This window comes from Vibrio sp. 10N.261.55.A7, from assembly GCF_002877365.1.
Classification (GTDB): domain Bacteria; phylum Pseudomonadota; class Gammaproteobacteria; order Enterobacterales; family Vibrionaceae; genus Vibrio.
In genome coordinates this window covers 13,233-37,742 of the sequence record NZ_MCWZ01000321.1, presented here as the reverse complement: position 1 = coordinate 37,742, position 24,510 = coordinate 13,233, and the positions used below count along the sequence as shown (strand labels likewise).

The following is a 24,510-nucleotide window of genomic DNA, read 5'->3' as shown; positions in this document are numbered from 1 at the left end:
GTAGTCGGGTAGTGAATTGTGCGTCATCCATTCAGTTGTGCGTTGCTCACCCGTTGTTGTTGTATTTTCATCAACGATACGAACGCTCTCAAAGCCAACTTGTTCTAACCAAACTTTCAATGCACGAGCCGATGGAAAGAAGTAAACGTTACGCATTTGCGCATAGCGATCAACAGGCACTAAAACGGTGTTTTCATCGCCTTCAATGACGAGCGTTTCTAAAACTAGCTCTCCACCTGAAACGAGCTGGTCTTTCAGTTGAATCAGATGATCAAGAGGGGAGCGACGATGGTATAGAACACCCATACTAAATACAGTGTCAAATGCCTCTAGTTTTGGCATTTGTTCAATACCTAGTGGCAATAGATGCGTACGTTGGTCATCACCCATCAGTTTTCTAATGGCTTCGAATTGAACAAGGAATAGGTGAGAAGGGTCGATACCGATACAAAGGCGAGCTTCTTCGCCCAACATGCGCCACATGTGGTAACCATTACCGCAACCAACATCCAAGACATTGCGATTTTTCAGCGGTGAAATATGGGGCAATACGCGATCCCATTTCCAATCACTGCGCCATTCCGTATCGATATGAATGTCATGAACGGTATATGGCCCTTTGCGCCAAGGGTGAAATGTTTTAAGTAAGTTCTCGAGTTTTTTCGTTTCACCAGAACTTAGAGGCGTCGAGTTGGATAACGATACCGAATCTTTCAAATCAATATTGTCAGGTTTACCTGATTGGATTTTCTTCAGGGCTCTTAGCCAGCGATCAAAATCTCCATGCTCTGCATTTTGCCAATCCGTTAACTGTTGTGGGAGTGTATTCAGCCATGGCTGAAGACGGTCTTCTTGAGCAATGAGTTGATAGAAATTTGCAAAGTCGAACATGTATGTGTTCCTGTTGGTGTATCTTAATTCAGTATGTGTTCAGAAATGCGAGCTAACTGAACCAAAGTAAGGCATGAAGGAAAGCATTAAGTTCATTCTTGCCGATAATAAAAAATAGTTGACGATGGCCGCTTACTTAATGGCGAACATCGAGCCAAAGTTAAAGCACTGAAACCAAACTTCGCTGCTAGCGAAACCAATATCGTTAAAGCGTTGCTTGTGATCTTGGATAGAGTCGGGACGCATCACATTTTCAATGGCGCTGCGTTTTTGGCTAATTTCGAGTTCGCTATAACCGTTGGCGCGCTTAAAGTCATGATGAAGGTCAATTAAGAGTTCATTGGCTGTACTGTCTTCAAAGACGTATTTTTCCGAAAGGATGAGAATACCGCCAGTGCGAAGCCCAGCGTAAATCTTATTCAGTAAAGCGCGTCTATCTTCAGGGGATAAAAACTGAAGCGTAAAATTCAATACCACAACAGAAGCGTCGACGATTTCAATGTCTCGAATATCGGCTTCAATGACTTCAACGGGAGTGTCTGAACGATAGGCATTGATGTGGAGTTTGCAGCGCTCAACCATGGCTGCGGAGTTATCGACAGCGACGATCTCACACCCTTCTTGGTTTATGTGGCGACGCATTGAAAGAGTGGCGGCGCCAAGAGAGCATCCTAAGTCATAAACCTTGGAGTGCGGCTTCGCAAAACGCTCGGCTAACATGCCAATCGCTGAAATGATATTGCTGTACCCCGGAACGGAGCGTTGAATCATGTCAGGGAAAACTTCGGCTACACGCTCATCAAAGGTAAAATCACCCATCTTCTCAATTGGTGCGGAAAATATCGTGTCTTTATTGCCCATAACGTTCTCTCATGACTGTCTGATCCAAGGGTAGAAAGGTCTATCCCATTTTAAGGGTGGCGCATTTTACGTAATTTATCCGCTTGTGTCACTCAGACTTCGATATGTGGACTGTAAATCTGTTTGTACTTTGTAGATTCGTTCAACCATTACCAAACAATGGGCAAGGCGTGGGTTAAAACATCGAGATTTGATGGTTCCCACGCTGTGCCGGAAACGCATTTAAATCGGGCAAAGATACGACGTCAGAGAGCGTTTGATACAGACGTTGCGCGAGTTGCGGCGCTTCTATGTTGTCTGGAGTATGGATCATGACGTAAGGCTGTTTGCCTTCCTCTATCCATTGTGGAAGCTTTTTTACCCATGGTTGAAAGAACTCGACGTTGGCACTTTCGTCAGGATGACCAATGAAACGAATCATCGGCTGGTTTGCCGTTGCGATAGCGTGAACCGGAACTCTTGGTTTTTTCTGGTGAGCGTCAATGACGGCTTCGGTGATTGGTGGTGCTGAGAAAACAGGCCGGCTGTCCATAATAATTCGATTGATGCCGTTCTCGATTAACCAGTGATTGAATCGTTTTTCATTGTCACTTTTGTCAAAGAACCCCATGTGCCTAACTTCGACACCCAGCTTCATCTCTTGCGGGAAGAGGGTGCAAAACTGTTTTAGAGTGTCGAGTGAACGAGGTTCAAACTGCTGCGGTAGTTGAATGGTCCATTGGCCAATACGATCATGAAGTGGAGCCATAATGTTTAGGAAATCAGTCAGCTCCTGTTGGCAGTGGCGTAATTGCTGCTGATGCGTAATGGCGCGTGGGAGCTTAAAGGTAAAGTGAAAATCATCGTGTGAAGCTTGCTGCCAGTTTCGAACGGTGCTCATCGAAGGCGTCGCGTAAAAGGTCGTGTTTCCTTCGACACAATGAAAAACCGACGCGTATTTTTCTAGTCTTTCTGACGGCTTCGTTCCCTTCCCATAAAAGGAAGATTGCCATTCTGAGTGTGACCACATAGTGAGGCCAAGTCGTAAAGGTAGATGACTCATGAAACCTCTTAATTCCATTTCCATTATCAGGCTAAAAACTACTGTACGAGACTTTTGCTGATTAAGGTACTTTCGAGATATAATTAGCCCAATTTTTTTGGTTTTGATGATTATTTGCCCGCTTGGTGTATTAAAAAGCGGCAAAGCCAGATAAAACACAACAAATTCGAGTGCGGAAGGTCGATTTTAAGCGAGTTTCCGCGTATAAATATTCCTTTGCTCTGTAGGGTGGAATTTTGCCGCCCTCAGCTTTGGAATTAGATAACTGGTTATACAACCAATAGAGAGATTGGGAAATTCATTATGCGTACCCATTACTGTGGTCAACTGAACAAGTCCCTTGCAGGACAAACTGTAGAACTTTGCGGCTGGGTTAATCGTCGCCGTGATTTAGGCGGTCTTATTTTTATTGATATGCGTGACCGCGAAGGTATTGTTCAGGTTGTTGTCGATCCGGATATGGCGGAAGTATTCGAGGTTGCGAGTCAACTGCGTAATGAATTCTGTATCAAGTTTACTGGTGAGGTGCGTGTTCGCCCTGATAGCCAAGTAAACAAAGACATGGCAACAGGCGAAGTAGAGTTGCTGGCGACAGGTCTTGAAATCATCAACCGTTCTGATGCTCTGCCACTCGATTTCAATCAAACTAACTCTGAAGAGCAGCGTCTAAAATATCGCTACATCGATCTACGTCGCCCAGAGATGAGTGACCGCATTAAACTGCGTGCGCGTGCTTCGAGCTTCGTTCGTCGTTTCCTAGATGAAAACCTATTCTTAGACATTGAGACTCCAGTACTGACGAAAGCAACGCCTGAAGGTGCTCGTGACTACCTAGTACCAAGCCGTGTACACAAAGGCAGCTTCTACGCGCTTCCTCAGTCACCACAGCTTTTCAAGCAGCTTCTAATGATGTCCGGTTTTGACCGTTACTACCAAATCGTGAAATGTTTCCGCGATGAAGATTTACGTGCGGATCGCCAGCCTGAATTCACTCAAATCGATATCGAAACATCGTTCATGTCTTCTCAAGAAGTTCGTAACATCACAGAGAAGCTAGTACACGATATGTGGAAAGAGCTATTGGATGTCGAGCTAGGTCAGTTCCCAGTGATGCCATTCTCTGAAGCGATTCGTCGCTTTGGTTCTGATAAGCCAGATTTACGTAACCCGCTTGAGCTTGTTGATGTTGCTGATCTTGTTAAAGACGTCGACTTTAAAGTGTTCTCAGGTCCAGCTAACGATGAAAAAGGCCGTGTCGCGGTTATTCGAGTACCGGGTGGCGCGTCACTATCTCGTAAGCAAATCGATGAATACGGTAAGTACGTGGGTATTTACGGTGCGAAAGGTCTGGCTTGGATGAAAGTGAATGACCGAGCAGCCGGTTTTGAAGGCGTTCAATCTCCAGTGGCTAAGTTCCTCAATGAAGACGTAGTCAATGGTCTTTTAGAGCGTACTGAAGCAGAAAGCGGCGACATCATCCTATTTGGTGCAGATAAAGCGAACATCGTTGCTGAAGCAATGGGTGCACTGCGTATCAAGCTGGGTACTGATCTTGAGCTGACCGATACGTCAGCGTGGGCACCGCTTTGGGTTGTTGATTTCCCAATGTTCGAAGAAGACGGTGAAGGTAACCTACACGCGATGCACCACCCGTTCACTTCTCCATTAGGTGTAAACGCAGAAGAGCTTAAAGCGAACCCTGCGGCAGCTAATTCAGATGCGTACGACATGGTGATCAACGGTTATGAAGTGGGTGGCGGCTCTGTTCGTATCCACAACGCTGAAATGCAAACAGCTGTGTTTGGTATTCTAGGTATCGAAGCACAAGAGCAACAAGAGAAATTCGGCTTCCTACTCGATGCACTAAAATACGGCACACCACCACACGCGGGATTAGCATTCGGTCTTGATCGTCTAGCGATGCTGCTTTGTGGTACAGAAAATATCCGTGACGTGATTGCATTCCCGAAAACAACGGCAGCGGCTTGTTTGCTAACAAATGCACCAAGTCTTGCAAACCCAGCTTCATTGGACGAACTTGCAATCGCTGTGACTGCGGCTCAAAAAGACGCTGAATAATCGGCTTACGGTTAGCATGAGTTCGAACGCAATGTTGTCGAATATTGCTAATTCTTTAGTGAGTCAGCTGTAAAAAAATGCCCATTAGTGGGCATTTTTTGTTTTTAGGTGCGCTTGTTGGTTACTACCAGACACAAAACGCAATAAAGAATTCGAGATAGAATAGAAAGTAAAAACACGGGCACAAGCTGTCGTGTAAACACTCATTTAGGTAATCACTCGATTAGGTAACGGTTAATGACAATCATTCTAGGCATAGACCCTGGTTCACGAATAACAGGCTATGGCGTTATTTCTCAGCAAGGGCGTCATCTGCATTATATAGGCAGTGGGTGCATTCGCATGTCTGAAAAAGAGTTACCTGGTAGGTTAAAGCAGATCTACGCGGGGGTATCGGAAATCATTACTCAGTTTCAACCTGAGGTGTTTGCGATTGAACAAGTCTTCATGGCGAAAAACCCGGACTCTGCACTTAAACTGGGTCAAGCAAGAGGCAGTGCAATTGTTGCGGCGGTTAATTGCGATTTGCCTGTTTTTGAATATTCTGCTCGTTCGATTAAGCAGGCCGTCGTTGGAACCGGTGGTGCGGATAAAGCCCAGGTTCAACATATGGTTCAACACATGCTCAAGTTACCCGCTAAACCACAAGCGGATGCAGCTGATGCGCTTGGTGTCGCTATCTGTCATGCGAACACAAACAAGACGCTTGCAGCCTTAGCTGGAAAAGCAAGTGGAGCAAAGAAAGGGCGCTACCGCTAATTTATGGTACGGCGTTATTAAAAATGAGACATGTTAAGCAGTTCTAGTGCATTTATTTGTTGTAAAAATGTTAAATAAATATAGTAGTCGGAGGTCTAATTAGAAGCTTGCTATAGGATGCATTTTTATGAACCCTGCCACGTTATGGCGAACGGCTTGTATGCCCGTCAATAATCAATGGAGTCGAAAAGAACAAAGACAAGCTGAGATATTGTCGCTATTTACCTTCATCGCATTTTTTGTGGGCTTGTATAGCCTTATCAAATGGAATAAGAACGGCCATGACGCCCTCATTATCACTTCTATTGCCCTTATCGTGTTGGAAGTTTTGTCTGCTGCAACGCTTCGCTGGTTAAAAAATCCGTTCATTGCCTTGAACATCGGCTTCATAGGCATGGCACTTCACGCATTAAACATTATTTATCAAAGTGGTGGTGTTGTTGATTCGACTCAGGCATTTTGGATTCCTCTGCTGATTGTCGCGTTCTTTCTCTCTGGCACTCGAATAATGGCTCTGGCGTGGAGCATCGCCATTATTGGTGTGGCGTCTGTCATGACCTACCAACACCTTTTAGGTGTGAACTTCCCATCATTAGAACTTAGCGATTCAGCGCAGCGTGTTGAGGTCTGGTCTGGAACGGTTCTGCCACTGATCGTGATATGTATTGCTCAGGCCTTTACTGCAAAACAAAGAGACAACGCCATTGAGAAGGCAGAGCTCGCAACGCAAGAAAGTGACAAAGTAGCCGTTGACGCTCAGGCGGGATCGCATCGTTTAGCGGATGTGTTGCAAAGAGCGACAACCAACTCGATGGAGCTTAAAAATGTGTCTGCACAGCTCGAATCTCAGTCTAAACAGCTTGATGGGCAAGTGAACGACCTCAATTTGAACTGTGAATCGCAAGCCAGTGCCGCTGAGTAAATGAGTCAGCAAGTCATCAAATGGCGGTCGGTGTTGAAGAGTCGAGAAAATTTGTTGATGAGCTGCATCAACGCAGCAGTAAAGTTCATCAGCAAGCTGAGATGAGCTCTGAAACATTGTCTGCCTCGACCTCTGCAATGAGTAAAATTCTTAGTAGCCAAGAAGAAATAATGAAGGTGGCGGATCTCATTACATCTGTTGCAGAGCAAACCAATTTGTTAGCGCTGAATGCAGCGATTGAAGCTGCCCGAGCCGGAGAGCAGGGAAGGGGGTTTGCGGTTGTTGCAGAGCAAGTAAGGGAGTTGTCGGCCAAGAGCAGCCACTCTGCGATTGAAATACGCTCCTTACTGGATAGAAGTGAACAAGAGGTGAGACACGGGCAAGAAGTGGTCACGGAAAGTGCTGAGCGAATGAACTCGATTATTCGTCAAGTCACCAGTATCTCGACGGACGTCAATGGGCTTGCCGATATCATGGCCAACCAAACGGAATCATTAAAAGAACTCGATGTCGCCAGCAGTGAGGTGGCTCAAAGCGTTGTAAACACGAAAGCGATATCAGAGGTTGTCGCTGAAAATGGTAATGCTCTAAATACGCAGGTTGATTCTGTGCGTGATCTTACACACCAACTGGATATGGTTGTCTCTAAAATTTAATTCTCCATCGCATAAAGAACTGGATGTCTATCCAGTTCTTTATTATTCTGTCGCAAATTACTTTCGTAAAGAGAACTCTCGTGATTGGACGTCTTCGCGGCACACTAATAGAAAAACAGCCCCCTGAATTATTGATTGAAGTTAACGGCATTGGCTATGAAGTCCAAATGCCGATGAGCTGCTTCTACGAGTTGCCTGAATTAGGTGAAGAAGCGATCATCTATACTCACTTTGTCGTAAGAGAAGATGCGCAGCTTTTATATGGCTTCAATACCGTGAAAGAGCGCGCCCTGTTTAGAGAAGTGATCAAAGCCAATGGCGTTGGGCCAAAGCTAGGCCTTGGTATTTTGTCTGGTATGTCGGCGAGTCAATTTGTGGCCAGTGTTGAACGAGAAGATATATCGACGCTTGTTAAGCTTCCAGGTGTGGGTAAGAAAACCGCAGAGCGTTTAGTTGTGGAAATGAAAGACAGACTGAAAGGCTGGGGGGAAGGGGACTTGTTTACACCCGCTACTGATACTGCACCTGCTGATACTGCCTCCGCTCATAACTCTAAAAATGCAAAAGACGAAGCCGTGAGTGCCTTGCTTGCTTTGGGTTATAAGCCAGTTCAAGCATCGAAGGTGGTTTCACAAATCGCACGCGATGACATGACCAGTGAGCAGCTGATACGCGATGCTCTTAAGTCGATGGTTTAAACCTTACTAGGACACGACTACTATGATTGAAGCCGATCGACTTATTGCTCCAGATAGCCCTGTTTACAAAGAAGAAGAGGTTATTGATAGAGCAATACGACCTAAAAAGTTGGTGGATTACACCGGACAAGACCATGTAAAAGACCAAATGGAAATCTTTATCAAAGCGGCTCAACTAAGAAATGAGCCTCTTGATCATCTTTTGATCTTTGGCCCTCCCGGTTTAGGTAAAACGACGTTGGCAAACATTGTTGCTAACGAAATGGAAGTGAGTATTCGCACCACATCTGGCCCTGTCCTTGAGAAAGCGGGTGACCTAGCGGCTCTTCTCACGAACCTAGAAGAAAATGATGTTCTATTCATTGATGAAATTCACCGCTTAAGCCCGATGGTCGAAGAGGTTCTCTATCCGGCAATGGAAGATTACCAATTGGACATTATGATTGGTGAAGGCCCTGCAGCTCGGTCTATTAAGATAGATTTACCACCTTTTACTTTGATTGGTGCAACGACTCGGGCAGGGTCGCTGACCTCTCCTTTGAGAGACCGTTTTGGTATTACCCAGCGCCTTGAGTATTACAAGATTGCTGATCTACAGAACATTGTTCAACGAAGTGCTGATTGCTTAAATCTTTCTATGGAGCCTGAAGGCGCTATGGAAATAGCGCGTCGAGCTCGTGGAACACCTCGAATCGCTAACCGATTGCTGCGTCGCGTTCGAGATTATGCCGAGGTGAAAGGGACGGGACATATCAGCGAAGAGATTGCTGACAAAGCTCTAAACATGCTTGATGTTGACGCGCAAGGCTTTGACTACATGGATAGAAAGCTGCTACTGGCAATAATGGAAAAATTTGGCGGTGGGCCAGTGGGGCTTGACAACATGGCGGCAGCCATCGGTGAAGAAAAAGACACGATTGAAGATGTTCTAGAGCCCTATCTGATTCAGCAAGGGTATTTGCAACGTACCCCAAGAGGTCGAATTGCTACCGATAGAGCTTATTTGCACTTTGGTATAAACAAAGAATAAATATAGATGTTTAGAATGAAAAGCCGATTTAGATTGGCTTTTTTTATACCTTAAAATCAGCTCTGTACGTAAGTTGCTCTACTATTTTTTAATCATCTAAACTTAATTTTCTTTAGTTTACAATCGTTAACGATTTTTATCTAAAAATTTGACCTTTAACAGCTCAAATTATTTTGAATAATTCAACTTTCAGGAGTAAACTCGAATGGCTCTGCGCCGTTACGGTGTAACACGGAATTAACAATAAAGTAAACTTTGCGTAACACCCTAAAGCGGCCTCTTAGTGCGTTAAGGGTATTATCACACAGAGAAAGTGCCTTCAGCCGGCACAAAGGAGTAATCAATGTTCGATATCGACGTAGTCGATCTGTCGCGTTTGCAATTTGCAGTTACCGCGATGTATCACTTCTTGTTCGTACCGTTGACTTTAGGATTGGCGTTTTTACTTGCCATCATGGAGTCGTTGTATGTAATGACCGATAAACAGATCTATAAGGACATGACAAAGTTTTGGGGTAAGTTATTCGCGATTAACTTTGCGTTAGGCGTGACAACTGGTCTCACAATGGAGTTCCAATTTGGTACTAACTGGTCCTACTATTCGCATTATGTAGGTGACATATTCGGTGCCCCCCTCGCGATTGAAGCGCTCGTCGCATTCTTCCTTGAATCTACTCTTTTTGGCCTATTCTTATTCGGCTGGGACAGACTTTCAAAACGACAACACTTAGCGGTAACCTGGTTAATGGCGATAGGTTCAAACTTATCTGCGCTGTGGATCTTGGTTGCAAACGGTTGGATGCAAAACCCAATCGGTGCAGAGTTTAACTACGAAACCATGCGTATGGAGATGGTGAGCTTTGCCGAAGTGGTGCTAAACCCGGTTGCTCAAGTTAAATTCGTACACACGGTGGCCTCTGGTTACGTAGCGGGTTCAATGTTTGTTCTGGCTATCAGCTCATACTACCTATTGAAAGGGCGTGATGTTGCGTTTGCACGTCGTTCATTTGCGATTGCCGCTTCGTTCGGTATGGCTTCAATTCTTTCTGTTATCGTTCTAGGTGATGAATCGGGTTATGAGTTGGGTGATGTCCAGAAGGTGAAGCTCGCTGCGATTGAATCAGAATGGCACACTGAGCCTGCTCCTGCTGCGTTCACGGTCTTTGGTATTCCAAATCAAGAGACAATGGAAACGGATTACGCGATTAAAATTCCATACGTAATGGGCATCATTGCCACTCGCTCTACCGACACTGAAGTGACTGGTTTACGAGATCTGCGTGATGAGCACATTGTACGTATTCGTAATGGTATGATCGCATACGATCTACTCGAGCGCATTCGAGCCGGTGAGCGCACTGAAGAGAACCTGTCTGCCTTCGACGACATTAAGGTTGACCTCGGTTATGGTCTATTGCTGAAGCGGTACACTGACAACGTTGTCGATGCGACGGAAGAGCAAATTCAAGCTGCTGCAGACGACTCAATTCCTACCGTATGGCCACTGTTCTGGTCTTTCCGAATCATGGTCGCGTGTGGCTTCATCATGCTGTTTGTTTTCGGTCTTTCATTTGTTCAGACGTGTCGTCAGAAAATTGAAGATAAGCCATGGGTTCTCAAAGCTGCATTGATCAGCCTTCCATTGCCTTGGATCGCAATTGAAGCGGGATGGTTTGTTGCCGAATTTGGGCGTCAGCCATGGGCGGTAGGTGAAATTTTACCTGTGCACGTGGCTGCTTCAGCATTAACCGCAGGGCAAATTTGGACGTCGCTCATTGCCATCGTCGCTTTATATACCGTGTTCTTGATTGCCGAGGTATACCTAATGCTGAAATTTGCACGCTTGGGTCCAAGTAGTCTTAAAACTGGACGATATCACTTTGAACAAAATGGGCAGTCTGCTGAAGACAAAGTTAGCCGCCAAGTAGAAGCATAGGTAGGGAGTTAAATATGTTTGATTACGAAACGTTACGCCTTATATGGTGGGTATTAATTGGTGTCCTTTTTGTAGGGTTTGCTGTTACCGATGGGTTTGATATGGGGGTTTGCGCCCTTGTTCCTATCGTAGGTAAATCCGATAGCGAGCGACGAGTGATGATCAACACCATCGCGCCGCACTGGGATGGCAACCAAGTATGGCTGATCACTGCCGGTGGTGCACTGTTCGCTGCATGGCCACAGGTGTACGCAACCTCATTCTCTGGCTTCTATTTCGCGATGATTGTTGCCCTAGCTGCTCTTTGGTTAAGACCGATTGGACTGGATTACCGTTCAAAGATTGAAGATCCTAAATGGCGCAAGACATGGGATATCTGTCTTTCAATCAGTGGTTTTGTACCACCAATTATCTTTGGTGTTGCATTCGGTAACCTTCTGCAAGGCGTACCATTCCAGTTTAATGATTTCTTGATGCCAACGTATCACGGTACATTCTTTGGTCTGCTGAATCCTTTTGGTTTACTTTGTGGTGTTGTTGCGCTGCTTATGTTTATCCTGCAAGGGACGACGTGGCTACAAATGAAGACAAGCGATGTTGTACGTGAGCGCGCTCGCACCATTGCTCAAATAGCAGGATTGGTTCTCTTAACTCTCTTCATCCTCGGTGGCGTTTGGGTTCAATCTATAGAAGGCTATGTTATCTCCAGTGTGATTGATACGAGTGCACCTTCGAACCCAACCAACAAAGAAGTGATTCGTGAAGTGGGCGCATGGATGAATAACTTTGAAGTTTACCCACTAATGTGGGCAGCACCCGCTCTTGGTGTCTTTGGTGCCTTGTTTGCGTCATTGTTTTCTCGCTTGAATAAGCCTGGGTTTGCTTTTGTGTCTTCAAGTTTAACTAACGCAGGTATTGTCTTTACTGCTGGGTTGGCAATGTTCCCATTTGTAATGCCTTCGGATTTGATTCCTGGTCACAGCTTAACGATGTGGGACTCGACGTCGAGTGAGTTGACCTTGAACCTGATGACAGGTGTCGCATTTGTTATGGTGCCAATCATCCTTTGCTATACGTCTTGGACTTATTACAAAATGTTCGGCCGTATTGATAGCAAGTACATCGAAGACAACAAAACTTCACTTTACTAAGGAGCAAGACTTATGTGGTATTTTGCATGGATTCTAGGCGTATTACTCGCTTGTGCATTTGGCATCATCAATGCTCTTTGGTTAGAGCACACAGAAATGATGGACAAAGATAGCGAATAACAAATTGAGCTCGATGGTGTTTTTGCTTCAAAAGACATAAATCGATACAATTTGAGCTATAAAATGATGAAATAACATTCAAGTTAGCGCTGCCTCTTTGAGACAGCGCTAATTTTTTATCTGCGAGGAAGAAAAAGCACTGATAGCGCTTGTACTAATAGTGATAACTTGCGTTATAGTACATCCAGTATTGTATTGATAATGGGTATTATTTTGCAGCGAGATGCCTTGGTTTCTCATTGGCCAGTGACTGTCTACTACGAAGATACGGATGCAGGCGGTGTGGTGTATCACTCTAACTATCTGAAGTATTTTGAACGAGCGAGAACGGAATTACTCCGCAGTATCGGCGTATCACAGCATACCTTGTTGAAAGATAACATCGCGTTTGTTATTCGACATATTGATATTGATTTCTTACAAGGTGCATGCCTTGATGATCAACTAAATGTAGTTACCACTGTCGCAGAGCAGAAAAAAGCTTCGCTCAGTTTCTGTCAAGAGATCGTAAATCTCGAAGGCAAGATATTGTGTAAAGCGACGGTTAAGGTAGCATGTATCGATAATGTAAAAATGAGGCCAAAAGCAATGCCTCAATCTATAGCTTTGGAGTTAACTAAAAGTGACTGCTGATATTTCTTTTGTAGAGCTAATTCTAGAAGCCAGTATTCTAGTTCAATTGGTTATGTTGATCTTGTTGGGTATGTCAGTCGCTTCTTGGGCAATGATCATAAAGCGCAGCAAAGTTTTATCGAAAGCGTCTAAAGACGCAGAAACGTTTGAAGATAAATTTTGGTCTGGTACTGATTTATCGATTCTGTACCAAGACGTTAAAAAGAGAAAAGAGGATATCTCTGGTACTGAAGAGATTTTCTATTCGGGTTTCACCGAGTTTGCTCGATTGCGTAAGTCGAATTCAGAATCTCCAGCTTTCATTATGGAAGGGACAGGGCGTGCTATGCGAGTCGCCGTTGCAAGAGAAGTTGATGAATTAGAAACGCATTTACCTTTCCTCGCTACGGTTGGTTCTATCAGTCCATACATTGGCCTTTTTGGTACGGTTTGGGGGATCATGCATGCTTTCATCGCTTTAGGTGAAGTAAAGCAGGCAACATTGTCTATGGTAGCGCCTGGTATCGCAGAAGCTCTAATCGCAACCGCGATGGGTTTGTTCGCCGCGATTCCTGCAGTGATGGCCTACAACCGATTCAGCAGCAATGTAGGTAAGCTAGAACACAATTACGCGACATTCTCTGAAGAGTTCCACAGTATTTTGCATCGTCAAGCAATGGCAGGTAGGGATTAACCATGGCTGGCTATCAACCTAAAAAACGTAAAATGACAGCAGAAATCAATGTCGTGCCATATATCGATGTCATGCTTGTTTTGCTGATCATATTTATGGCGACTTCGCCATTTATTACGCAAGGTGTTGATGTGGAGTTACCGAAAACGACGAGCGCTACGCCTGCGTCAGAATTAGCCGGAGACTCTGAAAGCAGCTTTATCATCGTCGAAATAGATCGTGATGGAAACTTAGGCCTAAGCGTCAATGATGAAGATGTACAACGTGGTGTGTCTTTACAAGACCTTATTGTGCGAGTGAAAGCGGAACTATCGATTAAGCCGGATTCACCCGTCGCCGTTGGTGGTGACGCCGCAACGCCTTATGCAGATGTTGTCTTAGTACTTGATGAACTAAGCCGTGCAGGAATCCCTAAAGTTGGGTTGTTAACGGATATAAGGGATTAAGATCCGCATTCTTATGAAAGAATCAAAATCGAAGAAGAACAGTTATCGAAACCCGGTTGTTATTTCAATAGCAATACACGTTGGCTTGGTTGTCGCATTGTTATGGGGGACAGACTTCAATATGTCGAAACCGGAGCCTAGTGGGCAATTGGTTCAGGCCGTGGTCATTGACCCTAATTTGGTGAAACAACAAGCGCAGAAAATTCGTAGTCAACGAGAGTCTGCGGCCAAGAAAGAGCAAGAGCGCTTAGATAAATTAAAGCGTGAAAGCGAACAACTAGAGAAGAACCGTAAGGCAGAAGAAGACCGCATTCGACGTTTAAAAGAGCAGCAAGCGAAAGAAGCAAAAGCCACGCGTGAAGCCGAGAAGAAGCGCGCTCAAGTTGAGAAAGAACGAAAAGCTGAAGAGGCTCGTGTTAAGAAAGAACGCGAAAAAGCCAAACAATTGGAAGCTGAACGCAAAGTAAAAGAAGCGGAAATTAAGCGAGCTGAAGAGCAGCGCCTTGCTAAAGAAGCGGCGATAGCGAAAGCAGAACAAGAGAGACTAGTGCAAGAAAAAGCGGCTCAAGAAGCTAAAGTCGCAGCAGAGCGTGCTGAACAAGCTCGATTGGCTGAGGAAAAAGCGGCGAAAGAGGCGGCTGAGAAAGCGCGGCAAGAAAAAGCGCGTTTAGAGCAGCTTGAACGAGAGCGCAAAGAACAAGAAGCCGCGCTCAACGATATTTTCGCTGGAATGGAGAGTGAGAATGAACGTAACTCTTCTGCGCAATCGAAGTTCGCACAAACAGAAGCGGCGCGATATGGCGAAATTTATAAGCAAATGATCAAACAGAACCTACTGGTAGAGGATGCTTTTACGGGAAAGTCTTGTCGAGTTAACCTTCGCTTGATACCTGCAGGCGACAGCGCTCTATTAGGTAAGCTTTCCATTGTCAATGGAGATTCTCGACTGTGTTCCGCTACGAAACGTGCGGTTGCTCAGGTTGATTCCTTTCCATTACCCGCTGATCAACCCAGTGTTGTTGAGCAATTGAAGAACATAAACCTGACCGTTGAACTGTAACCGTATTAAGGAAAAACACGTGTTTAAACGAATAATTTTAGGATGTTTGTTACTGCTATCCAGCACAGTTCAGTTCGCCAATGCGGCACTTGAACTTGTTATCACTGACGGGATCAATTCAGCAAGGCCTATCGCCGTTGTCCCGTTTCAGTGGCAAGGTGCTAAACCATTGCCTCATGATGTCTCAGCGGTTATTTCATCAGATTTACAGCGCAGTGGTAAGTTTAGCCCTGTAGCCACAAGTAACATGCCGCAAACACCGTATTCAGAATCAGAAATTGATTTTAGTTCATGGACTGGTCTGGGCGTTGACTCTTTGTTGACAGGCACGATTAGCCAAGGGGAGGGCGATAACTATGTGATTAATTATCAATTAGTTGACGTTGTTCGTGGGCAATTAACCCAAGGTCAAAGTAAAGCGCTGAGTTCTGATGGCCAGCTAGTACTATCCAAAGACCATGTCCTTTTTAACAAAAAAGCGACGGTTCCAGGCCCGCGTTTACGTGAATATGCGCACCGTATCTCTGACTTAGTTTATGAAGAACTAACAGGAGAGCGGGGAGCGTTCTTAACTCGAGTTGCCTATGTGGTTGTTCAAGATACAGACCCTTACCCATATCAGCTTCGCGTAGCGGATTACGACGGCTTTAATGAGCGTTTGGTTTTGCGCTCGAAACAGCCTCTTATGTCTCCTGCGTGGTCTCCAGATGCTAAAAAACTCGCGTACGTGAGTTTCCAAAATGGCCAAGCTGAAATCTTCATTATGGACATCTACACTGGTGAGCGAGAAAAAGTAACGTCATACCCTCGTCACAATGGTGCGCCAAGATTCTCGCCTGATGGCAGTCAGTTAGCTCTAGTATTGTCGAAAACGGGTAGCCTTCAGGTGTACACGTTGGACTTGAGATCTAAGAAATTGAAACAAATTACCCGCGGCAGATCAAATAATACGGAACCTTATTGGCATCCGGATGGAAAATCGTTAGTCTTTACTTCTGATAGAGGTGGTAGGCCACAGATTTATAACGTAAATTTGGCAGATGGTTCGACCAACCGTCTGACATGGCAAGGCAGCCAAAACTTAGGTGGGCAAATAACTCCTGATGGTCGATTCCTAGTTATGGTGAATCGCAGCAATTCAGGATTTAATCTGGCTAAACAAGATTTAGAAACTGGTGCAATGCAAGTGTTAACCAATACATTGCTTGACGAGTCTCCAAGTATTGCACCTAATGGCGGCATGGTCATTTATAGCTCTATCTACAACGAAACGAATGTACTTTCGATGGTGTCGATAGATGGACGTTTTAAAGCTAGATTACCGGCAACAAATGGGCGTGTAAGAGCCCCTGCTTGGTCACCGTTTTTATAGCAAATAAGTATTAATTAGTAAGGAAAATATAATGCAGCTTAATAAAGTTCTTAAAGGTCTATTGATTGCTCTTCCAGTATTAGCAGTGACAGCATGTAGTTCTAGCGACGAAGCAACAAGCGCTTCGGGTTCAGAAACTAACCAAGCAACTTCTGGTACTGAGAACAACGTAGATACCACAGTTGTAACACCAGTAGATTCAGAAAGCATGCTAACAGAGCAAGAGCTTAAAGAGCAGGCTCTACGTGAAACTCAAACGATCTACTTTGCATTCGATAACGCAACGATTGCTGGTGATTACGAAGAGATGCTAGCTGCTCATGCTGCTTACCTAAGCAAAGATTCTGACCTAAGCGTAACGGTAGAAGGTCACGCCGATGAGCGTGGTACACCTGAATACAACATCGCACTTGGCGAGCGTCGTGCACAAGCTGTAGCAAACTACCTACAAGCGCTTGGTGTACAAGCTGACCAAATCTCTATCGTAAGCTACGGTGAAGAGAAGCCACTAGTACTAGGCCAATCTGAAGAAGTCTACGCTAAGAACCGTCGTTCAGTTCTAGTATACTAATTCTCTTATGCCAATAGAGGGATAGCCTCATGTTCAGTAACTCAAAGCGAGTATTTGCGCTGATGTTACTGGCAAGTGCAGCGAGCGTATCGTTCGCTGCACCAGCTCCAGTATCGGACTTAAGCAGTACTACTACAGCAGCAACACCCACAACTACTTCATCACAGAATTCTTCTGAGACTGATATTCAACGTCTCGAGCGTCTTTTAAATAACCGAAATCGTGTTCAATTGAACATGCAGCAGCAAATCGATGACATGTCACTGGAGATCAGTGAGCTTCGTGGACAGCTAGAAAAAAACAGCTACGACATGCAGCAAATGTTGCAGCGTCAGCGTGAGCTATTTATTGAGCTGGATAAAGTTCGCGGTGAAATTAAGACCTCAGAAGCACCGATTGCGGCAACAGATGGCACTCAACCTACTGGCACATACAGTGCGAATGTTGATGAGCAAGCTGCTTACCAAAGCGCAGTTGATCTCGTTCTTAAAGAGCGTGATTATGCGGGTGCTATCGTTGCGTTGAAACAATTCCAAGTTGATTTCCCTGATTCATCGTTCTCGTCCAACGCACATTATTGGTTAGGTCAGCTTTATTTTGCTAAGAAGCAAGATAAGGATGCAGTGAAAAGCTTTGCTGCGGTAATCAGTTATGAAGATTCAAATAAGCGCGCAGATGCTTTGGTGAAGCTGGGTGATTTGGCAAAACGAAATAATAATGACGCGGCAGCCGCTAAATATTATCAACAAGTTGTTGATGAATATCCAAACAGTGCCTCTGCAAAGTTAGCAGAAAAGAATCTATAAGTTATTGTTGCTAGATTAAAGTTGAGTTTTAAACTTGTATAGTGACATTGAAAGAGGCGAATATTTCGCCTCTTTTTTATTACGTCTCTTAGTGAGGATAAGGAGCTTAATCTCCTTTGATCCTAACTGTCGTTAAGGTGTACAATGCTCGGATTCATGGAAGTTGCATAGAGCAAAAGCAATGAGCCACATATTAGATACTGTAGAAACAATTTATCCATTTCCACCAAAACCAGTTCCATTGAATGATGCGGAAAAGCAAACTTATATTGCTAGCATCAAGTCGTTACTGGCAGAGAAAGATGCGGTTTTAATCGCTCACTACTATACCGATCCTGAAATCCAAGCGTTAGCTGAAGATACTGGCGGCTTTGTTGGTGATTCACTTGAGATGGCAAAGTTTGGTAATCGCCACCCCGCTAGCACATTGATCATTGCGGGTGTTCGCTTTATGGGGGAATCTGCAAAGATTCTGACACCTGAAAAAACCATCTTAATGCCAACACTAGAAGCGGAGTGTTCGCTTGACCTTGGTTGCCCAGCCGACAAATTTTCAGAATTTTGCGATGCTCACCCAGATCATACCGTTGTGGTGTATGCCAACACTTCTGCAGCAGTAAAAGCCAGAGCCGACTGGGTGGTGACTTCTAGTATTGCGCTAGAGATCGTCGAACAGCTTGATAGCGAAGATAAACCTATTCTGTGGGGCCCAGATCGTCATCTAGGCTCATACATCGCGAAGCAAACTGGCGCAGATATGCTGTTATGGCAAGGCGAGTGTGTTGTTCATGATGAGTTTTCAGCCGATGCGCTGCGCAAGATGAAGAACTTGTATCCAGATACTGCCATTCTTGTTCATCCTGAATCTCCAGCAAGTGTTGTCGAACTCGCAGACGCAGTGGGTTCAACGAGTCAACTGATCAAAGCGGCAAAAGAACTGCCACAGCAAAAATTGATTGTCGCAACCGACAAAGGCATCTTCTTTAAAATGCAGCAATTGGTGCCAGAGAAAGAACTGATTGAAGCTCCAACAGCGGGCGCTGGTGCTACGTGCCGTAGCTGTGCGCACTGTCCTTGGATGGCGATGAACGGCCTGAAAGCGATAGAGCAAGCACTGCGAGACGGTGGCGAGCAACATGAAATTTTCGTTGATGAAGCACTGAGAGTTAAGTCTTTAATCCCTCTCAACCGAATGCTCGACTTTGCTGAGCAACTCAATATCAAGGTGAAAGGTAACGCTTAGTGCCTCTATGCCTCTTATATAATTGAAGTATTTCACAGAATTTAAGCCAGTCCTTGTGACTGGCTTTTTCATATCTGTTATATCTAGGTGAATAGGAATTAATTAGGATCAATGATGACCCTTTGGTTACATTTAAGAAAATGGCTTAATGCCAGCCTGTTTAAAATTAACAATCGTAATTTGGTCATACTGCTACTTCTCTATGTCGTGGTTTCATGGTTGCTTTTTATCATTGCTGGCGAACACGCCCTCACCGAAAGCTTCACCACTTTTATTTATTACTTGATGGTCACTGCATCGACAGTCGGCTATGGCGACCTTTCTCCTCAAAGTGACATGGGAAAGTGGGCGGTTGTACTATTTATTATCCCCGGTGGATTGAGTTTATTTGCGGCATTGTTAGGACGAGCAGCTGGCTCTGCTATTGAATATTGGCGCGCAGGAATATTAGGGAAACGGAGAATGCGAGTGGAAAACCACATCTTACTACTTGGTTGGAATGGCCAGCGAACAATGCATCTAATTAGGATGTTACAACATGAAGAGCATGGGAAAAGACCAATCATATTATGCAGTCGTTCCGACATTGAGAACCCTTTACCCGGTGAGATTGGGTTTGTTCGAGTGACAAGCTATACCGATGCACTTGAAATGAAAAAAGTGAACCTTGATAAAGCGAGCTGCATTATCGTAGATAACTTAGAAGATGATGTGACGCTGTCAGCGGCTCTATACAGTGCGAACACGAATCCTCAAGCCCATCTGCTGGCGTACTTTAAAGACGAAGCACTGAGCGACCTATTGAGCCAGCATTGCCCTAATGCAGAGTGTATACCGGCAGTAGGAGCGGAAATGTTGGCTAAAGCGGCCGTCGATCCTGGTTCTAGCGTCTTACATCAAGAGTTGTTGGCCTCAACTCGCGGTATGACTCAGTACTCAACGCATTATCCAAAGGATAAAGACGAGACCAAGGTGAGTGAAGTATTTAGCTTTATGAAGAAAAACCATGACGCTACCTTGATTGCCATGGACATAGGTAACGGTATTGAGCTTAATCCTCAACTGGAACGAGACATCCCAGCGGGTGCTCAGCTATTTTACATTGCAGATGAACGAATCGAGAACTTTGACTGGCAATAGAACGCAGTAACGATCTGTAGCCTAGGGTTCTGGTTATCTGGGCCAAACAAAAATGCCTACAAAAGAGACATCTTTTGTAGGCATTTAGCTATTTCTAGAGGACAGAAATTTCGTTGTAACCTAAGGCTATCGAGTCATTTTTGTCTGTTTACTCTACTGCTGCTCAACTAGCGCGACTCCACGCTGAGTGAGGCCGCATAACATGACAGGGATAGCGTTAAATATTTCTTCAAATTGCTCCATCCCTTCAATGCCTTGTTCAGACAATGTCGCCAACGAGGTTTCTGGATCATAAAGCATGCTTAGAGAGAGCAACACACCACCAAGCAAGGCATTGTCTTCGCTTTGCTCTGGCATAATGGTTTCCCAATCATCACGGGCGAGTTGCCAGCCTTGAAGCATACCTTCACAAAAGTCACGAGTTTGGCTCGTCACGACATCTTCATCATTAAGTTCACAAAGTAGAGGCCATTCCCATTCACCGGAAAGAAGGGCTGGTCGGTAAGCGTTCCACATCTGAATAATGAGTTCGATATAGCGCTCAAGCTGTTCTCCATCAGTGAAAGGAGCAACGTCTTCACCGCCCCACAAGAATGGTAGCCACTCCTCGGGTGGTAGGATGTTTGGTGCAGCGGCCATTGAAGCGACAAATCCTTGTGTCTTTGCTTCGTTCAAAAGCTTGCCATCAAATTCAGGTAACGAGAGGATATTTTCTAAAGTCAAAATGAGTACCAGTGCTCGGTATTAATATTATTACTATAGTAACAACTCACATACCAAGGAAAAAGAGTTGATGCTAGAATATATTCACTATAATTTTTAACAAATAGAAAATAATTCAAGTAATTATATGGAAATAAGTTCTTCGCTAAAAAGAAAGAGTATTTTGGCACTGGGGGTTTACCTGTGCTTTATAATCGCAACGATTGGTACCGTCAGCTATCTCGTTGTCGAACCTCCTGTTCGTGACAAATTAGAGCGAAACTTAGATCTAAAGACTCACCTTCTGGCTGTGCAAGTCGAAGAACCGCTCAATAGCGCAATTGGTGTTCTTCATAGTATTACGAGCCTGGGTGAGTCAAATCAGCCTCAGTCCGTTCAAGAAAGGTTCCTGTACTCCCTATTTAATACCTTAGATAATATTGCTGTCAGCGGTGGTGTATGGCCAGAACCGTACACCGTGGATAGAAACGTTGCTTATAAAAGCCTATTTTACAATAGAGCCAGTGACGGGAAGGTCGACAAAATAGAATCCTGGAACAACGCTTCAGCAGGCGGGTACGACAATGAGGCTTGGTATACCGTCGCAGTAAATCAGCCCAGTGGCAGTGTATTTTGGTCTGAAGTCTACATTGATGCCTACACCCAAGTTCAAATGATCACGGCAACGTCGCCTTACTATATTGATGGGAAATTTGCTGGGGTAGCGACGGTTGATTTGTCACTGGAAAATTTGATCAGTTTTGTCAGAAGGCATGCTTCGGAGTTTAACCTTGGGGTGATCCTTAGAGACGCGTCTAATGATGTGATCACTGAGTATAATTTCAAGAAACCCAAAACGATTTATATCAGCAGTCATCAGTTTGGCGGTTTTAATTGGTCAATTGATGTCGTCAACGCCAAGCGAACGGTGAATGATGAAGTCTATGACCTTGTCTCTCGCGTAGAGCAAGGGATCATACCTATCTTATTATTGTGTGTGATGATCGGTTACTACCTGATTAGCCACTATCTCATCAAGCCCATTATCCTTATTGCTAAAAAAGTGGATGACTCGAAAGAGGGCGGGATCATTGAGGTTAACTATCGCAGTCATGACGAAATTCGCAGGCTGATTGATACGTTTAATCAAAAAACGGGCTACATTGAAGCTGAAAAAGAAAAGGCTCAGGTCTCAGCTCAGGCAAAAAGTGCGTTTCTAGCGACCCTATCTCATGAGATTAGAACACCAATGAATGGCGTTCTTGGTACTGCACAGATTTTATTGAAAGACAATCTCACCGCTGCTCAACGAAAGCACCTAAACAGCCTGTACGACTCTGGCGATCATATGATGACGCTGCTCAACGAAATACTCGACTTCTCTAAGATAGAGCAAGGGCATTTAGAGTTTGACCGTACTGCTTTTCCGATCGACTCAATCATCGGTAGCATAAACAGTGTTTATCACACGCTGTGTATAGAAAAGGGCCTTCAATTTAAGGTTTACTCAGAGATCCCTTCAGGTCGTTGGTATCACGCAGATAAAGCGCGTTTGAGGCAAATCCTTTTTAACCTTATTAATAACGCCGTTAAATTCACTTCGCGTGGCTTTGTTGAAGTCTATTTGAAAGAGAAAAAAGTCGGAAACGACGTACAACTTATAATTAAAGTTAGAGACACGGGAATAGGGATATCTAAAGAAGCGCAAGGCCGAATATTTAAGCCGTTTGAGCAAGCGGAATCAAGTACAACGCGCCGTTTTGGTGGGACAGGGTTAGGGCTTGCAATAGTAAAACAAATTGTCGATTTGAACGGCGGAAACATAGACGTAACAAGTGAGATTGGCATCGGTACTAGTTTTGATGTCACTTTGTCTATAGAGCCCACAGAAGCGGGCTCAGTCGAAATGCAGGTGCATCGCAAACTTAATTATGATGGCCTCAAAGTATTGGTTGTTGAAGATAACCGGACAAACACCATCATCATAGAGACGTTTATGAAGAATAAAGGCTTCTCGTGTGATTGCGTCGAAAATGGTGAGCAAGCGATACAAGCCGTCGCACAGACTCAATATGACCTAGTGCTTATGGATAATCACATGCCAGTGATGGATGGTGTGGAAGCCACTTTGGGTATTCGTTCAATGAGTGGGCCGATGGCTCAGGTGCTCATCTTCGGTTGTACAGCCGATGTGTTTAAGGAAACACGAGAGCGCATGCATGGCGCTGGTGTTGACTACATAATCTCAAAACCAATCGATGAGTCGGAGCTTGACGATGCTCTCTATCGTTATGCTTCAAAATTGTACCAGTATCACCCCGAAGCTCGTAATAGTAGTTCCACTCCGCTTACAGAAGACATGCTAGTGAAACTTTATGTCGATCTTGAAAATCAACATTATTTCAAAGCTAAAGATTCAATAGATACGATTCTAGAAGCTCTTAATGATTGTAAGGATCCTGCCTTGATACGCCGCTTGAACAATATTCAACGAAGCTTGGAGCTCGAGGAGAGTCCAAATTATGAAGACGTCGATGTTATCACGGTCATGCTGGCTGAATACTGTAAGTAACTTTCATATTTTTACTGGATGCCAGTCTCTAATGTGACCAATGTGGCATTTGTTAGATTAACTCTCTGGTTTTTCTTTGAAAATTAGTTATTTATTTACCAAATCAAAATAACTTCGAACTATATCTCTATAAATTATGTGATTTAATAGCGAAATAAACCAGTCTTAAAGAAAGGGCTGGTTTATTGTTTTTGTTTATTGCTATTTAGGTAGTTTTTAGTTTTGTAGAGGATAAAGATGAAGGCTCGTGCCCCTTTCTGTATTCGCCATGCCGCGGCTGATACATTTGCGATGGTTGTATTTTGTTTCGTTTCAGGAATGATCATTGAGATTTTTATATCGGGTATGACTTTTGAACAGTCGCTTGCTTCTAGAACACTGTCAATTCCGGTGAATATTGCGATCGCATGGCCTTACGGTATTTTTCGAGACTTTGTACTTCGACAGGGACGCAATATTTCTGACTCTGGGTTAGCGAAGAACATTTCTGACTTACTCGCGTATGTGCTGTTTCAATCGCCTGTTTATGCAGCGATTTTATTCGTTGTTGGAGCTTCGACCGATCAAATTGTCACTGCCGTAGCAAGTAACGCGGTTGTATCTTGCGGAATGGGCGTACTGTATGGCTACTTTCTCGATATGTGTCGTAAGTGGTTTAAAGTGCCGGGTTATTGCCAACAAGCTTAAAAGAAGTGTTGAAAAAATGCGCTTTAATGTCAATTAGTAAGCACTTGATCGACGATGATGGATTTTTTTTCCAATACCGCTTGACCAAGTAGAGCAGAATCATTAAATTAGCGCCTCGTTAACGCATATCGTTAACACACAATACGGTGAGTTGTCCGAGTGGCTGAAGGAGCACGCCTGGAAAGCGTGTATACGGCAACGTATCGAGAGTTCGAATCTCTCACTCACCGCCACATTTTAAAGCCTTGCTTTTGCAGGGCTTTTTCACATTTGAGCATTTGGTTCTATTGTCAAAGCGACAATAGAGGCGAAAATGGAATCATGCAAGATACCGAGTGACAGGGCGCAGTCAGCCCGTAGATGTAACTATCTCATTCAGACTAAGACAGGTGTTTACACCTTTCGTTGGAACATCCTTGCCAACGGTAAGCACCATCAACCAAGAGTTAGTCTTAAAACC

At 44.4% G+C, this 24,510-nt stretch carries 22 protein-coding genes, 1 tRNA gene and 1 pseudogene; 20 read left to right on the top strand and 4 right to left on the bottom strand.

The annotated features are described in order from the left end of the window. The 3 genes from cmoB to BCU12_RS20570 all read right to left on the bottom strand — a co-directional run. On the bottom strand, positions 1-891 hold an 891-nt coding region (cmoB, locus tag BCU12_RS20580), incomplete at its 3' end, for a tRNA 5-methoxyuridine(34)/uridine 5-oxyacetic acid(34) synthase CmoB (RefSeq protein WP_102406244.1). A gap of 132 nt (positions 892-1,023) precedes the next feature. Then, entirely contained in the window at positions 1,024-1,752 is a 729-nt protein-coding gene (gene cmoA / locus BCU12_RS20575) for a carboxy-S-adenosyl-L-methionine synthase CmoA (RefSeq protein WP_102406242.1), read from the bottom strand. A 175-nt stretch (positions 1,753-1,927) separates the two neighbouring features. Continuing rightward, on the bottom strand, positions 1,928-2,794 hold the full coding sequence (locus BCU12_RS20570) for a DUF72 domain-containing protein (protein WP_102406240.1): 867 nt from the start codon (positions 2,792-2,794) through the stop codon (positions 1,928-1,930). Between the two features lie 303 nt (positions 2,795-3,097). Here BCU12_RS20570 and aspS point away from each other — a divergent pair, with 303 nt between their 5' ends. The 17 genes and pseudogenes from aspS to BCU12_RS20485 all read left to right on the top strand — a co-directional run bounded on the left by aspS (position 3,098) and on the right by BCU12_RS20485 (position 20,089). Beyond that, positions 3,098-4,873: an aspartate--tRNA ligase gene (gene aspS, locus BCU12_RS20565; protein WP_102406238.1), complete on the top strand. Its 1,776-nt coding sequence runs from the start codon at positions 3,098-3,100 to the stop codon at positions 4,871-4,873. A gap of 237 nt (positions 4,874-5,110) precedes the next feature. Next, positions 5,111-5,632: a crossover junction endodeoxyribonuclease RuvC gene (gene ruvC / locus BCU12_RS20560; RefSeq protein WP_102406236.1), complete on the top strand. Its 522-nt coding sequence runs from the start codon at positions 5,111-5,113 to the stop codon at positions 5,630-5,632. Between the two features lie 127 nt (positions 5,633-5,759). Then, positions 5,760-7,210 (top strand): annotated as a pseudogene (locus tag BCU12_RS23505) (methyl-accepting chemotaxis protein). A gap of 80 nt (positions 7,211-7,290) precedes the next feature. Further along, positions 7,291-7,908, top strand: coding sequence for a Holliday junction branch migration protein RuvA (gene ruvA / locus BCU12_RS20550; RefSeq protein ID WP_102406248.1), 618 nt, complete (start codon positions 7,291-7,293; stop codon positions 7,906-7,908). A 22-nt stretch (positions 7,909-7,930) separates the two neighbouring features. After that, a complete protein-coding gene (ruvB, locus tag BCU12_RS20545) occupies positions 7,931-8,938 on the top strand; it encodes a Holliday junction branch migration DNA helicase RuvB (protein WP_102406234.1) in 1,008 nt (335 codons plus the stop codon). A gap of 343 nt (positions 8,939-9,281) precedes the next feature. Next, a complete protein-coding gene (locus tag BCU12_RS20540) occupies positions 9,282-10,874 on the top strand; it encodes a cytochrome ubiquinol oxidase subunit I (RefSeq protein WP_102406232.1) in 1,593 nt (530 codons plus the stop codon). 14 nt (positions 10,875-10,888) lie between these two features. Beyond that, a complete protein-coding gene (gene cydB / locus BCU12_RS20535) occupies positions 10,889-12,025 on the top strand; it encodes a cytochrome d ubiquinol oxidase subunit II (RefSeq protein ID WP_102406230.1) in 1,137 nt (378 codons plus the stop codon). Positions 12,026-12,037: 12 nt separating this feature from the next. Further along, positions 12,038-12,145, top strand: a complete 108-nt coding sequence (cydX, locus tag BCU12_RS20530; RefSeq protein WP_000270285.1) for a cytochrome bd-I oxidase subunit CydX — start codon at positions 12,038-12,040, stop codon at positions 12,143-12,145. A 201-nt stretch (positions 12,146-12,346) separates the two neighbouring features. After that, complete coding sequence (gene ybgC, locus BCU12_RS20525; RefSeq protein WP_102406228.1) at positions 12,347-12,778, top strand: tol-pal system-associated acyl-CoA thioesterase; 432 nt, start codon at positions 12,347-12,349, stop codon at positions 12,776-12,778. Continuing rightward, positions 12,768-13,451 (top strand): protein TolQ, encoded by a 684-nt coding sequence (gene tolQ / locus BCU12_RS20520; protein WP_102406226.1) that lies wholly within the window; start codon positions 12,768-12,770, stop codon positions 13,449-13,451. The genes ybgC and tolQ overlap by 11 nt, the downstream gene beginning before the upstream one ends. A gap of 2 nt (positions 13,452-13,453) precedes the next feature. Continuing rightward, a complete protein-coding gene (locus BCU12_RS20515) occupies positions 13,454-13,897 on the top strand; it encodes an ExbD/TolR family protein (RefSeq protein WP_102406225.1) in 444 nt (147 codons plus the stop codon). A 13-nt stretch (positions 13,898-13,910) separates the two neighbouring features. After that, positions 13,911-14,957, top strand: coding sequence for a cell envelope integrity protein TolA (tolA, locus tag BCU12_RS20510; RefSeq protein ID WP_102406223.1), 1,047 nt, complete (start codon positions 13,911-13,913; stop codon positions 14,955-14,957). A 19-nt stretch (positions 14,958-14,976) separates the two neighbouring features. Then, positions 14,977-16,329, top strand: coding sequence for a Tol-Pal system beta propeller repeat protein TolB (gene tolB / locus BCU12_RS20505; protein ID WP_102406221.1), 1,353 nt, complete (start codon positions 14,977-14,979; stop codon positions 16,327-16,329). A 31-nt stretch (positions 16,330-16,360) separates the two neighbouring features. After that, positions 16,361-16,900, top strand: coding sequence for a peptidoglycan-associated lipoprotein Pal (gene pal, locus BCU12_RS20500; RefSeq protein ID WP_102406219.1), 540 nt, complete (start codon positions 16,361-16,363; stop codon positions 16,898-16,900). A 29-nt stretch (positions 16,901-16,929) separates the two neighbouring features. After that, on the top strand, positions 16,930-17,706 hold the full coding sequence (ybgF, locus tag BCU12_RS20495) for a tol-pal system protein YbgF (RefSeq protein WP_102406217.1): 777 nt from the start codon (positions 16,930-16,932) through the stop codon (positions 17,704-17,706). A gap of 181 nt (positions 17,707-17,887) precedes the next feature. Beyond that, on the top strand, positions 17,888-18,949 hold the full coding sequence (nadA, locus tag BCU12_RS20490) for a quinolinate synthase NadA (protein WP_102406215.1): 1,062 nt from the start codon (positions 17,888-17,890) through the stop codon (positions 18,947-18,949). 114 nt (positions 18,950-19,063) lie between these two features. Then, the gene (locus BCU12_RS20485) at positions 19,064-20,089 is read left to right on the top strand and encodes an ion channel (RefSeq protein WP_102406213.1); all 1,026 of its coding nucleotides are present in this window, start codon (positions 19,064-19,066) and stop codon (positions 20,087-20,089) included. A gap of 153 nt (positions 20,090-20,242) precedes the next feature. Here the strand turns inward: BCU12_RS20485 and BCU12_RS20480 are convergent, their stop codons facing one another. Continuing rightward, positions 20,243-20,812 (bottom strand): UPF0149 family protein, encoded by a 570-nt coding sequence (locus tag BCU12_RS20480; RefSeq protein ID WP_102406211.1) that lies wholly within the window; start codon positions 20,810-20,812, stop codon positions 20,243-20,245. A gap of 127 nt (positions 20,813-20,939) precedes the next feature. On the opposite strand from BCU12_RS20480, the gene BCU12_RS20475 reads away from it, so the two are divergent. The 3 genes from BCU12_RS20475 (at position 20,940) to BCU12_RS20465 (ending at position 24,283) form a co-directional block, all read left to right on the top strand. Continuing rightward, a complete protein-coding gene (locus tag BCU12_RS20475) occupies positions 20,940-23,363 on the top strand; it encodes a hybrid sensor histidine kinase/response regulator (protein WP_198599401.1) in 2,424 nt (807 codons plus the stop codon). 237 nt (positions 23,364-23,600) lie between these two features. Next, positions 23,601-24,050, top strand: a complete 450-nt coding sequence (locus BCU12_RS20470; protein WP_102406207.1) for an L-alanine exporter AlaE — start codon at positions 23,601-23,603, stop codon at positions 24,048-24,050. A 145-nt stretch (positions 24,051-24,195) separates the two neighbouring features. After that, positions 24,196-24,283: transfer RNA gene (locus BCU12_RS20465), tRNA-Ser, on the top strand. Positions 24,284-24,510 lie beyond the last annotated feature (227 nt).